Raw genomic sequence first — 14,583 nt, forward strand, 5'->3', positions numbered from 1 at the left:
ATATATTCCTTAAAAACACAATTATATTCCTTAGAAAATGGTTTTTATTCCTTAAACGTCAGATTATATTCCTTAAAAACAGATTTTATTCCCAAGCCCATAAAAAAACAGGCCCAGGTTACTCTGAGCCTGCTTGACGATTCTTATTTTTCCATATCGGCCAATACCGATTTGGCGACCATTTCCATCTCTTCAGGTGATAAGTCTGTGGATGCCAGCATATAATCGACTCCGAGATGTGTCCATGAAATCGATGTTTCGTTCATAGCACCAACCGTGAATCCAAGGTCGACAGGCTTTCCAGTCATATTGATGGCCGAGGACATCGCAGGCATGGCATTCGCTTTCTCCTGGATGAGCGTGAATGACTTGTCGCCGTCGTATGTCAAGACAACTCGCTTGCCATCCTCTGTCTTGATTTCCTTTTCATCGATCAGCGTCACGCCCGGGATTTCGGCGACTGGATATTTCACTGTAAATTCCTTGTCTTCCACATCAGCCATAACCGGTACCTCAAGCTGAGCACCTGTCATGTTCTTTTTCATGTCAAACGCATCTTTATCAAAGCTTGCGTCGAATTTCACATCAGAGAATTCTACCGTCACCAGCGCATTGCGGTCCGGATCCATCACCTTCACGCTTACTGGCGCAAGGCTCTTCTTTTTCAGCTTGATTTCCTGGATTGGAAGCATCTTGTTGTTCTGGTATCTTGTTTTCGTCTCGAACACGTAATGTTCCTTGGTGGCCGAGAATTTCGCTTGCTTATCCTCGAGGATATCTGTGATTAAAGATTCGTACAGATAAGCCTGGCTGCTGTTCTTCGGCCAGTCGCTCTGGAAACGGAAGCTCTTGTTCAGCGCAGGTGTCAGAACAAAGACTCCCTCATCATTCCTGAGGATCATCTGACTTTGGTCCTTCTGGGCATTCTTCAAATTCACACGGTAAAATGACGGATCTTTGTGCCAAATCTCCACATCATACACTTGCGGCTCGGTACCCATCTGCAATGTCATCTTTGCCTTAGCTTTGTAACTCTTTAAATCATTGAGCGTTCCGTCCAAGTCCTTAACCACAGATTCCTGTGATTTTGTACCGCAGGCAGCCAAAGCAAAAATAACCATGAGCCCGGCGAGAAGCAGCAATAACCTTTTCTTCATTCTTCCAACCCCTTTTAGTCTCATTTAAACGTGTAAAGGGAAAGAAAGGACAGGAATAAGACACTGGCTGCAAAATTGCTTGAGTAGTCTTCGTGCAGCCATATTCTCGCCGCCCTAGCCTTGTCTCCCTTACTGCATTATGAATATATGAGACAACCTGGGCGAATATGCCCCCGGGATTGACAAGCATTTTAAATTTTTTCGATGACTACCTGCGCAATGGCGTAATGCTCGCTGTGAGAGATCGACAGGTGAATTCCTTCCATATAAGGCTTTGTGATAACCGGGCGTCCATGCGGGTCGTTTTCGATTTCAATATCCATGAAAGACAATTCCCTGCCGATGCCAGTCCCTTTTGCTTTTGAAAAAGCTTCCTTAGCTGCCCATCGTCCTGCAAGGAACTCAATTGCCCTCCGTTCCTTAAATTGACGATAAACTTCTCTTTCTTTCTCGGTTAACACTCTATCAGGAAAACGCGGCTGCGACTCCACCAGTTTGCGGATCCGCCCGATTTCCACAATATCGATTCCTGTTCCGATGATCATTTTTACAGCTCCCTTCTAAAAAAGCTTCATTCAGCATACAAAATAGTGTACAACTTTTGCCAATTAGGGCTATCCTTTAAAATAGGATTATCATTAAACCAGAGCGATTTGATTAAGCCTCACGATATCAGTAACCAGGAGGTTTCCATGTTTACAAGGACTGAAAACTTGCGTGACTACATCCGCTTTTACCCGGTCATTACCTTCATCATATTCATTCATATCTTATTATACTTGCTGACAGCATTGCCAATTTTTCCGAGCAAATACCTGTTTGAACGTTTGGCAGGAGTGAACCTGTATGTTGTCAACGGAGAATACTGGCGGATCGTCACCCCCATCTTCATGCATGCCGGCTTTGCGCACATGCTGTTCAACAGCTTTTCGCTTGTCTTGTTCGGACCGGCGCTGGAGCAGCTGCTCGGCAGAACAAAGTTCATCCTGGTATATCTTGTTACAGGGATTGCCGCGAACCTCGCCACCCTGTTGCTTGAACCGCTGACTTATACACATGTCGGCTCAAGCGGCGCAATTTTTGGCCTGTTCGGTTTCTATATTTCTATCATTATGTTCCGGAAAGCGATGATGTCGCGCGAGAACTCGCAGACAATCATGACCATTGCCATCATCGCCGTCATCATGACCTTCGTCCAGTCGAACATCAACATTACCGCCCATATTTTCGGAATGCTGTCGGGCTTCCTGATTGGCGCGGCGGCCTACAGAAGGTAAAAAAAGCGCCCAGCAGGCGCTTTTTTCGTATCTTTCAATATGTGTGCTTTATGTTTCATGCAAATACCAGGGTTTTGTCCTCACTCTGGCATTTCGGGTGAAACAACATTCGACCTGTTAATCTGGCATTTCATGCGAATACCAGTTATAAATTTGATCAGCGTGCCGCTTTTCGAGATCGATGACTTTGCCTCCGGCGCCGCCATGTCCGGACATGACAATCGCTTCTACAGTGGCAAGCTTCTTTTTCTTCTGAAAAGAGCTTTGTTTGACACTGAAGGATTGGATTTTATTTTTCCTCATATATACAGTGTTTTTGGCCATGTTCCGATAACGGAATGTCAGCATCCCTTCGTCAAGACTCCAGCCTGCATCCTTGTAATTGAGGTATGACCAGATGGCCGAGAGAGCGAGCAGAATAAGCGCTCCGTATCCCCACGGCCTCAAAAACCAGATGGCCAGTGCGATGACCGGCAGGACGAACAGCCAGCCTTTCAACAAATATCTCCGGTATGCCCGCGGAGGTGCGGGCGATAGATTGACGCGGAAATGGTAATCCGTCAAATACGGTTCAAGCAGGCCTGGGATTTTTCTTTTTTTCACAATCGGCAGTATGAGGACCTTTGAGCTTTCCTGGTCAAGCGCCGATCCGCCCGCACTTTCAACGAATGCCGACGCATATCCAAGCGGCTGCCTGATTAGGTTCTCGCTGATCCGGACTGCCTGGATACGATTCAACGGGATCGTAAACTGCCTCTTCTCCAATAACCCCCGGGTTATGACAAGATCATTGTCGACTTTCCTCACGGTAAAATTAGCGTATTTTAGCATCGTCCCAAGAAGCGCGATGAGCCAGGCCAGCAGAAACCCGATGAAAACGACAACACTGATAAAAATAACGCCGTTTTGGACAAAGTTTTCCACTCCATCAAAAATCTGTTCATAAGGGATGAATTCTTCAAACTGGAACACGAACGCCAGCACTGCGGAGATGACAACCCCTACTCCGCCTGAAGTCGTTGCCAGCATCAACAACTCAGGAACTGATATTTTATAAAGTACCTCTTCACTTGAAGACAGGTCCTCTTCTCCTTGCTGGATTTGCCCATGCTTCTTGATGGAGACCAGGTAATCATGGATTTCCTGGGCATCCTGCTTCGTGATGGCCGTGAGTACCGCTTCGCCATCCTGCAGGCCCATCCCGCCGGAGCCTGCTGTCTCTACTTTTACCTTCACAAGCCCGAAAAGCCGCTGTAAAATTCCTTCCGACAAATCAAGGCTTTGAATCCGGTCGAATGGAATGTACCGTTTTTTTCTGACAATCAGTCCATATTCAATCCTTAGTTCACCCTGCTCGATTCGATATGTAAATCTATACCATGACAGAACCCCATATACTAACACCAGTACGACTACCGCGATTGACCCAATGAAATAAAACAAGTCCCAATCCGTGCCCCTGCTGCCGAAGACGACGAAGATCAGGAATGGAATGATCATTTCTTTCAGCTGTCGGAGTGCATTGACGATCGCGGCCACTGGATGCAGTCTTTTCGGCTCAGACATCTTCATCCGCCACCCTTGCTAGCCTGGAAATGGACGTTCTCAAGCTCTCCGCTTCCTCCATATCAAGCGCTGGTATTTCATGGACCGTCGCAGCGGTTGACACCGTCACCGTCGATAAACCATATTTCCTTAACAATGGCCCCTGCAGCGTATCAACATGCTGGACCCGAATCATCGGGATCAGCGTTCTTTTCACGATAAAAACTCCATATTGAAGCTCGATCTCCTGTTCCCTGACTTCGTAACGCCAGCGTTTCCAGCGCAGCTTCGGCAATAAAAAAATGAACAGATAGCTATATACAACTGCCACGGAAATAGCAGCTCCAATTATCCAATTTGGAAAATCAAAAATCATCGTAATGGCGATCAGACCGCCCGCCAATAGCCAAACCAACAGGGAGTGAAGGCCAGCGGCAATTTTCCAGACAGTCAAAGCCCGCTCGGAAATCCGCTTTTGCGGCTCAGAAATCGTCATAAGTTATCCTCCCATTATTACCAATTAATAGCACCTTCCTAAGTATACAACAACTCCCCACTCCTGGGGCACTAAATTAGCAAGGAATGTGCTGGGAATGAGATTCACTAAGGGGCCATCCGACGAGTGAATGGCAAATGAAGAGCCCATTCGACAGGAGCCTGGTTCTCATGGAATTTATCGACTATTTCAGGAGGAAGCTGCTGCCGTCTATGACTTCGATTTCCGGGATTTGTTTTAAATCCTCTGCCAGCTTAAACAGGGCCAGATCTTTCTTTTTCGCTTCGATCATACAGTGGATTTCAGGAACGGAGCCTTTTATTCCGTTCAGGAAGTCCATGAACATCTTTACATCGACATATTCGGCGTGTGCGCGGAACTCTTTTTCCGAACGAGGGCTTGATATATGCATCTTCACAGGGAGCATGGATTGTTCCCATGTCCCGACGACACGCTCCCATTGCGCTTCCCAGTTTATATCCTCATGATGGGCGAGATGGTGATGGTAATCGAACACGAGCGGGATCCCCAATTTTTCGCAAAGATATAGCGTGTCATGCAGAGTGAACGAAGTATCATCATTTTCAAGCATGATCATGCTTTGCAGCTTGGTAGAGACCAGCCCCCAGTTATGGATGAATTGTTCAAGGGCTTTCTCCCTGTTCTCATACACGCCGCCTACATGGAGGACACAGCGATGCACAGGGTTAATCCCCATCCCCTTCAATAACGCATGGTGCATCGCCAGCGTCTTGACCGAGTTGTTGAGCGTATCGGTCTTCAATGTATTCAGAAGGACAAAATGATCCGGATGAAAATCAACCCTCATTGGATTCTCATGTAAAAAATCAGCAATTTCCTTGAGTGGCTTTTTTAACGCCCGCATATACTTCCAATCGGAAAGCTCCTCATGATTGGCAAGCGGAATCAGCCGGGAGCTAAGCCGGAAAAAGTGAATCTCATTCGCCTTGCTGTGCCTTAAAAGGCGGAGGCAGTTTTCAAGATTGGAAACCGTGATTCTTTCAAGCTTATTGATCGCCGCTTCACGGTTCTTGATTCCCTGGAATTGCTTGAATGTCATCGTCTGTGACGGCGAAGCATTCTTCAACTCCTCGCTCATCGCTACATATCCCAGCCTCACAATCGTCATCAGATTCACCCCACTCTTTTTTCAATAGTATGCCCAACTAACATGAGCGACGAGTTATAATCTTACGGTTCATATGCGGCCGATATCCAGATTCAGGACGAAGAGTTAAGCTAGTTTGGCGGACTGTTGGTCGATATATTTGGAAATGTGGTCGATAAAATGGCAAATGTGGTCGATATATTTCAAAATGTGGTCGATATAATCGGAAATGTGATTGATATATTCTGAAAGGTGGTCGAATAATTAAAATATCCCGATCTGTTGCGGAGATTTCATGGGGTGCAACCCAATATGCGGTCGGTAAATCCTAAAAAGTGATTGTTACTTTTCTAAAATCCTCTTAAAAACAGCAGGATTCATACAATAAAGTGAACAATTCACTAAAAAAACACCCACTTTACAAATATCGCATAAAAAATCCCCGGCTGAGTAAACCAACCGGGGATTTCGTGTTTATTTTAGCGTGATGATCTTGATTTGTAGCTGCCGCCTTCTCTGCTGCCGCCACCGCCTGTGCGTTTTGTTCCAGAACGTGGCTTGTAAGGCTTCTTACGGCCATCGCCTCTGTTATCGTAACGTCTGCGGTCGCCCCCTTGAGGCTTTTTGTCTCTTCTGTTTGGAAGAGGCTTTTCCTCAGTAAGCTTAACAGGAGTTGTATCAGGCTCTTTAGTGAGCATTTTCAATACGGATGCAACGACTGTTTGAGCATCATGGTCTTTTAATAGCTCATCTGCAGCCTGGCGGTAGTATTGAAGGTTGTTTGACTCGATTGTTTGTGTAATCTTTTCAATAACAGCTCTTTGCTGGCCTTCAAGCGCCTGGTCCAGGGTTGGAGCAGTCATTTTTTCCATACGGCGTTTAGTTGTTTTTTCCACTACATGAAGGTATGAAGTCTCTCTATGTGTGACAAACGTGATCGCCATACCCTCTTTACCTGCACGGCCAGTACGTCCGATACGGTGTACATAGCTTTCAGGGTCCTGAGGGATATCGAAGTTGTATACATGCGTTACGCCAGAGATATCAAGTCCACGCGCTGCAACATCTGTTGCAACAAGGACGTCGATTGAACCTTCCTTGAACTTTCTTAATACGGACATACGCTTAGCCTGTGTCAGGTCTCCGTGGATGCCTTCAGCTGTGTAGCCGCGAAGGTTCAATGCTTCAGAAAGCTCATCAACACGGCGCTTTGTGCGTCCGAAGATGATTGCCAGTTCCGGTGACTGGATGTCAAGAAGACGAGTAAGGACGTCGAACTTGTTCTTTTCCTGAACCTCAACATAGTATTGCTCGATTAAAGGAACAGTCATTTCCTTTGCTTTAACTTTAACAACTTCAGGGTCCTTCATGAAGCGCTCAGCGATCTTGCGGATCGGTCCCGGCATTGTTGCCGAGAACAATAATGTCTGGCGTTCGTTAGGGATTTGCGCAAGGATGGCTTCGATATCTTCGATGAAGCCCATGTTCAGCATTTCATCTGCTTCGTCAAGGATGACTGTTTCGACATTATCCAGACGGATTGTCTTTCTGTTGATATGGTCAAGCAGACGTCCTGGTGTTCCGACGATGATATGCGGACCTTTTTTCAGTGCGCGAATCTGGCGGTTGATGTCCTGTCCGCCGTAGATAGCAAGTACGCCGACTCTTTTGCCAGCACCAATTTTATATAATTCCTCGGAAACCTGGATAGCCAATTCACGGGTTGGCGCGATGATAATTCCCTGGATGTTATGGTTTTCTTTCTTGATTTTTTCCACTAGAGGAATACCGAAAGCCGCAGTCTTACCAGTACCTGTCTGTGCCTGGCCGATCACGTCTTTATTTTGAAGGCTGATTGGAATCGTCTCTGCCTGAATCGGAGTTGCTTCCTCAAAACCCATATTCTTTACAGCTTTTAATGTTGCGGGGCTAATCCCCATGTCTTGGAACATTGTCAACTTTGCTCATTCTCCTTTATGTTCACATTTATCCCGCACCGGTTCTTCCGATGCTTCGTTTATTTAAGTGGCTGTTTAAGGATCCAAATCATTTCTGATTCTGGTTAGTTTATCGTACCTTTACGGCAAAATAGGTGTTAGCACCTTGTGTTTTAAGCAGGGCTGAATCAGCAGTCGCTTGCGTATGCTGAAGCACAGAACCTGAAATATTAGCAAAAAAAGACATTCTCCAGCACGGGAGTATGTCCGCTTAAAGGATTTTCTCAGTTAGACACTCAATATTCATCATACCATCTTTAGTCAGGAAAAGCAATTTTCGAGACGAAGCTTCAGCTGCTGATTCCCTCTCTCGGTTTGGAGGTCAAAAAATCATATACTTCATCAAAAAGGTGTTCTTTTTCGTCGCAGTGGCAAATCAGATGTTTGGAGTTCTTATAAAAAATCAGCCGTTTTTCCTTTGCGCCGATGTTTTCATAAAGATAACGGGCGCTCTTGGGAGGGACGATGCCATCGCTCTCGCCCTGGGCGATCAAGGTAGGCACCTTGACATCGTTGAGAATAGGCTTGATTTGGTTTACAAGCCTGCGAAACTGCAAGGTTGCGGTCATGGGTGTTTCTTTGATTTTTCTCGTGTAACGCCTGAACAACTCATTTTCCTTCAATTTTCCTTTTACAGTATCTCTCATCATTTCCCTGATGTCGAATGCAAGCTGCTTTGGATTCACATAATAGGCAGCGGCACTAAGCAGGACCAGTTTATCGACCGGATAGGCTGAGGCCAGATAGCTGGCAATCAGACCGCCCATCGAAAACCCGACTACATATACGGTATCACACTCATTCAATAGAGCTTTCAGTTCCCTTTCAGCATGGTCAATCCACTCGTTATGCTTTATTCCCTTCAAACTTAGCTCATCGCCATGTCCAGGAAGGGTGGGAACAACTATTTTCCAGTCAGTCCGCGCTTTTAATGACTGGGCTAAAGGCTCAACTTCATAAGGAGCTCCGGTAAATCCATGGATCAGCAGACAACCTATCATAACCATCACCCATTAGTTTTTCTCGTATTTAATCTTTCCCCATTTTAAATGATTTAACCCAGAATTTCCTCGATAAAGCATTACAAATCAACACCAAAAAGATGTCCCGGTTAAAGGACATCTTTTTTGCTGGTTATTTTTGAAGCGCCTGGACGACTTCCTCAAGCGCCATACCGCGTGATGCTTTTACCAAAACGATTGTTTCATCGGTTACATAATTTTTCAGTTCTTCACTCAATTGCTGTTTATCATCGAAAGCAAAGACCCTGTTTTCACCAAGGACTTCTTTTGCACCTCTGGCGATCGATTCGCTCAGCTTGCCGTATGTGAACACGTAGTCCACCTTATCGGCATCAAGGGAAGTCCCCACTTTATAATGGTATTCTTCCTCCAGCGGCCCTAACTCGAGCATGTCACCGAGTACAAGGATTTTGCGGTTGTAGCCAGACAAATTGGCAACAAGGTCAATCGCCGCATTCATGGATGTCGGACTCGCGTTATAGGCGTCATTGATGATTTTTTCGCCATGAGCTCCCTCTGAAAGCTCCATCCTCATGTTTGTCAGCTTCAAGCTGGCAAAGCCGTCGTTCATTTTTTCAAAAGGAACGCCCAGGAACTCTGCGGCAAGCATGGCTGCCAAGGCGTTCAGGATATTATGGTTTCCGAGGACCGGCAAATAGAACGTGTCACTGACAATGTTCGTTGTGAACTTGTTGCCATTCTCCATAGGCTCGATATCAACCGGATACAAATCATTCTCCCGGCTTGCCCCGAATGTTTTAAGTACGCCATTTCCCTTATAGTCCTGCAGTCTTTCCTGCAGTAGCGGTTCATCTCCGTGAAAAATGATCAGACCATTTTCCTGAAGGCCAGTGATGATTTCCAGTTTCGCATCAGCAATGGCTTCTCTTGAACCAAGATCAAGCAGGTGGGATTCTCCGATATTTGTGATGATCACAGCATCCGGACGACCCAATTTAGTTAAAAAATCAATCTCACCCTTGCTGCTCATCCCCATTTCAAGCACGGCAACCTCTGTATCTTCCCGAAGACGCAAAAGCGTCAGCGGAAGTCCAAGATGATTGTTGAAGTTCCCTTCTGTTTTTTGAACCTTGTATTTTTGGGCAAGCAGATTTGCTGTCATATCCTTTGTTGTCGTTTTGCCGTTGCTGCCGGTAATCCCGACAACCTTGATATCAAGTGAATCCCGGTAGTTTCTTGCCAGTTCCTGAAGAGCAATCGTCGTGTCTTCGACGATGATGACTGGAAGGTCTTTCGGAGGATTCGGCACATCTTTTTGCCAGAGGGCCGCAGAAGCTCCGCCATTCTGGATGACTTCCACTACAAATTTATGTCCGTCTGTCCGCACACCTTTAAAAGGAACAAATAGATTCCCTGCTTCAATTTTGCGAGTGTCAATCGAAACACCCTTGACCTCGATATCAGCAAATTTGCTTACATCATTCAGCCCGCCTGCCATTTTCGCGATTTGTGCTAAAGTTTTTTGGATCATACAGATTTCCTCCCATGAAAAGAGAGAACACGGCCATTTGTTCCTCCGTGTCCCCCTGGATGTTAAGCATTTTTAGAATGTATATTTGATCTTCTGCTTTTCAGTGTGGCGCTCGATTCCCAGGTTCACCAGCTTTTCGATCAGCTGCGGATATTCGACACCTGCGTGCTTCCATAAAAGCGGGAACATGCTGAATGGAGTGAATCCAGGCATTGTATTGACTTCATTGATCAAAAACTGACCATCCTTTGTCAGGAAAAAGTCAGCACGAACGAGGCCCGAGCAATCAAGCGCTTTGAAAGCTGTGATCGCCATTTCCTTAATATCTGCATATTGCTGCTCAGTGATTTCTGCGGGAATGATCATTGCCGTATCGCCATCTTCGTACTTCGCCTTATAGTCATAGAAGTCTTTCTTAGGGACAATTTCACCAACGACCGAGCATTCAGGCTCATCGTTACCAAGAACGCCGATTTCGATTTCTCGTGCCACAACACCCTGCTCGACGATGATTTTGCGGTCGAATTGGAATGCCTCTTTGAATGCCTCTTCAAGCTCCTGCTTATTGGACGCCTTGCTGATGCCCACGCTCGATCCAAGGTTCGCAGGCTTTACAAAGCAAGGGTAACCAAGTCTTTCTTCGACTAGACCGTATACCTTCTCGCTGTCCTTTTCCCATTCGCTCCGAAGGGCTGACACATAATCCACCTGCGGCAATCCCGCCTGAGCGAAAATATTCTTCATGATGACTTTATCCATCCCTGCCGATGAGGCAAGAACACCATTTCCGACATAAGGAAGGTTCAATAGTTCAAGCAAACCCTGAACCGTGCCATCCTCACCGTTTGGTCCATGCAGCAATGGGAAGATGACATCAAGCGTCTTGCCCTCTTCCTTTCCGCCAGCCTGGAATAAAGCCGGAGTAAACGAAGGGGTTGGCAGATTCGAGCCATCCGCGAATTCAAGCTGTTTGACGTTCTCAGCAGGCGCGTTCAGCTGCGGTCCCTTGACCCACTCCCCTTCCTCCGTTATGTATATAGGATAAATCTCGTAGTTTTCAAAATCCAATGCCTTCGTCACAGCCAAAGCTGTCTGCATCGATACTTTATGTTCAGCCGATTTGCCGCCGTACAGCAGCCCGATTCTTGTCTTCATAAAAATAGACCTCCAATAAAATTCAATCCGCTTATTATTTTACCACTTTATTTTTTAATTAAGGAATTGTTATCAATATTTAATATTTGCTCTCCAGCTATACTATTTCCTGTTTTACATGCATGAAACCTGCGGGAAACACAAAATTAGCAATAGGCATCCGTTCCTGATCCAAATGCCTAATGTACTATATGACTTAACTAAGAACATCGTGAAAGGACAACACAGGTAAGGGTCATTTTTTAAAAAGGTTCTTGTTGATGGAGGCACCGCTAATTGGCCGGTTGTTTTACTGGCAAAAAACCGTCGAAATTTCCAATTCGCTATAAAAACGGGAAAGTCGCTATAAAAAATTGATTTTCGCTATATAAATGGAAAAGTCGCTATAAAAACTGATTTTTCGCTATATAAATTGATTCTCGCTCCAATTTCCGATTCTGAAACGGAATCAAACATCTGTTTTATTTTTTTTAAAGAAAAAACGCTCAGGATTCCCTGAACGCTGGTTATTTTACGATTAAAACCGGCGCTTTCACCCGTTTTGCGACTTTATGGCTGACACTGCCTAGGACCATTTCCTGCAGACCATTCAAACCGCGGCTGCCGACGACCACGATATCAAACTGGTACTTGTTTGCATAATCAACAATCGCAGGTCCAGGTTCTCCGAGCAATTTTTCAAACTTGTAGTCCAGGTTTTCTTCTTCAAGCATATTGGTTACAGGCTGAAGCCTAGCTTTCCTTTTCTCCTCGACCACTGTCTGGTCCGCATTATGAAGGACATCCTCTTTGGAAGTTTGTCCATCAACAACATAAACTACAGTTATTTCACTGTCACCGTTAAGCTTGGCCAATTCTGCCGCTTTTTTCGCAGCTCGCACTGAATGATCGGAACCATCTGAAGCGAGCAAGATTCTATTAAACATCTCATTCCCCTCCATTTCCATAATCTAATATATAAAGAAAGCACGCTGATTCGTCAACGTGCTTTTTCAAACTTATTTTAGTGTCCCGTAAGCTTTGAGCCTTCTCGTTTGTGAACAGCCAATTTGTCAATCAAGTGGGAGCTTGGTTCATTCAAGCCTTGCAAACGGACCACGTTACCGTTCTCTCTCAATTTGATGATGATTTTATCAATAGCCGCAACCGCTGAATCATCCCACACATGGGCATGAGTCAGATCGATGACGACTTCTTTTGCTGTTTCTTTCAAATCGAATGATTCAAGCAGATCTGTAACGGACGCGAAGAATACTTGTCCTGTAACAAAATACGTACGGCGTTCAGCGGCAACATCAAGTGTTGAAGTAACTTTTACCTTTGAAATCTTTGCGACAAAGAAAATCGCACTTAAAATGATTCCGGCAAATACACCTTTTGAAAGGTCATGCGTAAACACTGTTGTTACAGTGGTGACAACCATGACGATTGAGTCTGTAACAGGAGTCTTTGCCATGCCTTTAATGGATGACCAGTCAAATGTTCCGATAGATACCATGAACATGACTCCTACAAGGGCAGCCATTGGAATTTGGACAACGATATTTCCTAACACAAGAATCAGGAACATAAGGAATGTACCGGCAACGAGCGCAGACAGTCTGCCTCTGCCGCCAGATTTTACATTGATGACGGATTGGCCGATCATTGCGCAGCCTGCCATGCCGCCGAATAATCCGGCAACGATATTCGCAATTCCCTGGCCGCGGCTTTCTTTGTTTTTATCACTTGAAGTATCTGTCATGTCATCGACGATTGAAGCCGTCAGTAAGGACTCAAGCAAACCAACGATCGACATAGCCAATGAATATGGGAAGATGATTTTTAATGTTTCGAGATTGAATGGTACATCAGGAATCAAGAAAGTTGGCAATGCAGCCGTCAGATTCCCCATGTCGCCAACTGTTCTCACATCACTTTTCGTCATCAGAGCAATTACTGTAATGACGATAATCGCTACAAGTGGTGATGGAACTGCTTTTGTGATGCGCGGAAAAAGATAGATGATTGCGAGCGCGCCCGCTACCATTGCATACATAACCCATGTAGCATCTACAAATTGCTCAAGCTGTGCCATGAAAATCAGAATCGCAAGTGCATTCACGAAACCGACCATAACGGAACGCGGAATGAACTTCATGAATCTTGCCAATTTAAACACACCAAACAGAATCTGCAGGACACCTGTCAAAATTGTAGCTGCCATCAAATATTGCAAACCATGGTCAGCAACAAGTGTCACCATCAGCAGCGCCATCGCACCGGTCGCGGCTGAAATCATGCCAGGACGGCCGCCGACAATCGCGATTGTCACAGCAATAGCGAATGAAGCGTAAAGTCCTACCATCGGGTCAACACCAGCAATAATCGAAAAGGCGATCGCTTCAGGAATCAAAGCAAGCGCAACGACAATCCCTGAAAGGATGTCCCCTTTCACGTTGCCAAACCATTGTTCTTTAATTGTATTAGTATTCAAGTAAACACCCCTTAATTTTTATTTTATGGCTTCCTACTCTCAAGCAAGCCGGGTCCGATAAAAACAGAATTCATCATAACATATTTATTAAAGCTATCAACCATTGTTGTAAGCGCTATTTTTTATGTATTTCTTCAAATATTGACTGATATCTCCGTTTTTCACATAGATAAAGTAAAAACCTTAAAATGTAAATCGGCCTTCTAGCTTGCTTGTTTAAAGCTTTTTAAAACGGAACTTTGTTATGAGATTCCAGGACATTTTTACATGAAGATATCCCTCCTTGTGACCGTGATTCCAACTTTTCTCCGTTCTCGGGCACATGTTGAGCATACTTGTTACCGAAGTTCCGGTTTCTCTCGGTTTTCGGGCACAAGTGGCCTTAATAACTGTAATTCTTAACTCAATAAACGATCAAAGTCCTGCAGCTCAGTGAGCTGCAGGACTTTTTTTCAACCAATCGGTGTGCATATTTCAATATAATGTCCATCCGGGTCTTCTGCGTAGGCAACGACCTGGCCCCATGGTTTTTCGGTTGGTTCGAGCAGGATCGGGACTCCGGCGGTGCGCAGTTTTTCTACGGCGCCCTGGACATCTTCTGTTGTGAAGCCTAACTCGAAGGTTTGTTCATTCCTGATTCCATCCGGGATTGGAAGCTTGGTAATTTCACGGCCGCTTTCCCTTGTGTTCATTGAAAGCACTGTGCTGCCTGTTTCATATTCGATATAGGTGCCAAATTCGTTTCGGAGTTTCAGGCCCAGCAGCTCGCCATAAAAATGCTTTGTTTTCTCCAGATCGGAAACATATAAAATCACATATCCCATTTTCATTTCCATC

13 protein-coding genes are annotated in these 14,583 nt (G+C 45.3%); 1 reads left to right on the forward strand and 12 read right to left on the reverse strand.

Annotated features, from left to right (window positions below):
- Positions 1–143: 143 nt before the first annotated feature.
- Both FS736_RS21450 and acpS read right to left on the reverse strand, forming a co-directional pair.
- On the reverse strand, positions 144–1,157 hold the full coding sequence (locus FS736_RS21450) for a LolA family protein (RefSeq protein WP_144481168.1): 1,014 nt from the start codon (positions 1,155–1,157) through the stop codon (positions 144–146).
- Positions 1,158–1,348: 191 nt separating this feature from the next.
- Positions 1,349–1,702, reverse strand: a complete 354-nt coding sequence (acpS, locus tag FS736_RS21455) for a holo-ACP synthase (RefSeq protein WP_144481170.1) — start codon at positions 1,700–1,702, stop codon at positions 1,349–1,351.
- A 147-nt stretch (positions 1,703–1,849) separates the two neighbouring features.
- Between acpS and FS736_RS21460 the strand changes: the two genes are divergently transcribed.
- A complete protein-coding gene (locus FS736_RS21460) occupies positions 1,850–2,434 on the forward strand; it encodes a rhomboid family intramembrane serine protease (RefSeq protein WP_144481172.1) in 585 nt (194 codons plus the stop codon).
- A 117-nt stretch (positions 2,435–2,551) separates the two neighbouring features.
- Here the strand turns inward: FS736_RS21460 and FS736_RS21465 are convergent, their stop codons facing one another.
- From FS736_RS21465 to FS736_RS21510, 10 genes are all read right to left on the reverse strand, one after another.
- Positions 2,552–4,000 carry a PH domain-containing protein gene (locus FS736_RS21465; protein ID WP_144481174.1) on the reverse strand — a complete coding sequence of 483 codons (1,449 nt, stop codon included), beginning with the start codon at positions 3,998–4,000 and terminating at the stop codon, positions 2,552–2,554.
- On the reverse strand, positions 3,993–4,475 hold the full coding sequence (locus FS736_RS21470; protein WP_144481176.1) for a PH domain-containing protein: 483 nt from the start codon (positions 4,473–4,475) through the stop codon (positions 3,993–3,995). The genes FS736_RS21465 and FS736_RS21470 overlap by 8 nt, the downstream gene beginning before the upstream one ends.
- Before the next feature lie 184 nt (positions 4,476–4,659).
- Positions 4,660–5,625 (reverse strand): UV DNA damage repair endonuclease UvsE, encoded by a 966-nt coding sequence (uvsE, locus tag FS736_RS21475; protein WP_144481178.1) that lies wholly within the window; start codon positions 5,623–5,625, stop codon positions 4,660–4,662.
- A 458-nt stretch (positions 5,626–6,083) separates the two neighbouring features.
- Positions 6,084–7,562 (reverse strand): degradosome RNA helicase CshA, encoded by a 1,479-nt coding sequence (gene cshA, locus FS736_RS21480; protein ID WP_285848157.1) that lies wholly within the window; start codon positions 7,560–7,562, stop codon positions 6,084–6,086.
- Between the two features lie 329 nt (positions 7,563–7,891).
- Positions 7,892–8,602 carry an alpha/beta hydrolase gene (locus tag FS736_RS21485; protein ID WP_144481180.1) on the reverse strand — a complete coding sequence of 237 codons (711 nt, stop codon included), beginning with the start codon at positions 8,600–8,602 and terminating at the stop codon, positions 7,892–7,894.
- Positions 8,603–8,735: 133 nt separating this feature from the next.
- Complete coding sequence (locus FS736_RS21490) at positions 8,736–10,115, reverse strand: UDP-N-acetylmuramoyl-tripeptide--D-alanyl-D-alanine ligase (RefSeq protein ID WP_144481182.1); 1,380 nt, start codon at positions 10,113–10,115, stop codon at positions 8,736–8,738.
- A 72-nt stretch (positions 10,116–10,187) separates the two neighbouring features.
- A complete protein-coding gene (locus tag FS736_RS21495) occupies positions 10,188–11,270 on the reverse strand; it encodes a D-alanine--D-alanine ligase (RefSeq protein ID WP_144481184.1) in 1,083 nt (360 codons plus the stop codon).
- A gap of 506 nt (positions 11,271–11,776) precedes the next feature.
- The gene (locus FS736_RS21500; RefSeq protein ID WP_144481186.1) at positions 11,777–12,196 is read right to left on the reverse strand and encodes a universal stress protein; all 420 of its coding nucleotides are present in this window, start codon (positions 12,194–12,196) and stop codon (positions 11,777–11,779) included.
- Between the two features lie 77 nt (positions 12,197–12,273).
- Complete coding sequence (locus FS736_RS21505) at positions 12,274–13,746, reverse strand: SulP family inorganic anion transporter (protein WP_144481188.1); 1,473 nt, start codon at positions 13,744–13,746, stop codon at positions 12,274–12,276.
- 452 nt (positions 13,747–14,198) lie between these two features.
- Positions 14,199–14,582 carry a VOC family protein gene (locus FS736_RS21510; RefSeq protein ID WP_144481190.1) on the reverse strand — a complete coding sequence of 128 codons (384 nt, stop codon included), beginning with the start codon at positions 14,580–14,582 and terminating at the stop codon, positions 14,199–14,201.
- Position 14,583: the final 1 nt, after the last annotated feature.

Source organism: Cytobacillus oceanisediminis 2691, from assembly GCF_007678455.1.
In the GTDB taxonomy this organism is placed as follows: domain Bacteria; phylum Bacillota; class Bacilli; order Bacillales; family Cytobacillaceae; genus Mesobacillus; species Mesobacillus oceanisediminis_A.

What these genes read in the sequence shown, in the direction of transcription:
- FS736_RS21465 (WP_144481174.1), bottom strand. Translation starts at nt 4,000, where the DNA reads ATGTCTGAGCCGAAAAGACTGCATCCAGTGGCCGCGATCGTCAATGCA.
- uvsE (WP_144481178.1), bottom strand. Translation starts at nt 5,625, where the DNA reads ATGACGATTGTGAGGCTGGGATATGTAGCGATGAGCGAGGAGTTGAAG.
- FS736_RS21510 (WP_144481190.1), bottom strand. Translation starts at nt 14,582, where the DNA reads ATGGAAATGAAAATGGGATATGTGATTTTATATGTTTCCGATCTGGAG.
- FS736_RS21500 (WP_144481186.1), bottom strand. Translation starts at nt 12,196, where the DNA reads ATGTTTAATAGAATCTTGCTCGCTTCAGATGGTTCCGATCATTCAGTG.
- FS736_RS21470 (WP_144481176.1), bottom strand. Translation starts at nt 4,475, where the DNA reads ATGACGATTTCTGAGCCGCAAAAGCGGATTTCCGAGCGGGCTTTGACT.
- FS736_RS21450 (WP_144481168.1), bottom strand. Translation starts at nt 1,157, where the DNA reads ATGAAGAAAAGGTTATTGCTGCTTCTCGCCGGGCTCATGGTTATTTTT.
- acpS (WP_144481170.1), bottom strand. Translation starts at nt 1,702, where the DNA reads ATGATCATCGGAACAGGAATCGATATTGTGGAAATCGGGCGGATCCGC.
- FS736_RS21490 (WP_144481182.1), bottom strand. Translation starts at nt 10,115, where the DNA reads ATGATCCAAAAAACTTTAGCACAAATCGCGAAAATGGCAGGCGGGCTG.
- FS736_RS21460 (WP_144481172.1), top strand. Translation starts at nt 1,850, where the DNA reads ATGTTTACAAGGACTGAAAACTTGCGTGACTACATCCGCTTTTACCCG.
- FS736_RS21485 (WP_144481180.1), bottom strand. Translation starts at nt 8,602, where the DNA reads ATGATAGGTTGTCTGCTGATCCATGGATTTACCGGAGCTCCTTATGAA.
- FS736_RS21495 (WP_144481184.1), bottom strand. Translation starts at nt 11,270, where the DNA reads ATGAAGACAAGAATCGGGCTGCTGTACGGCGGCAAATCGGCTGAACAT.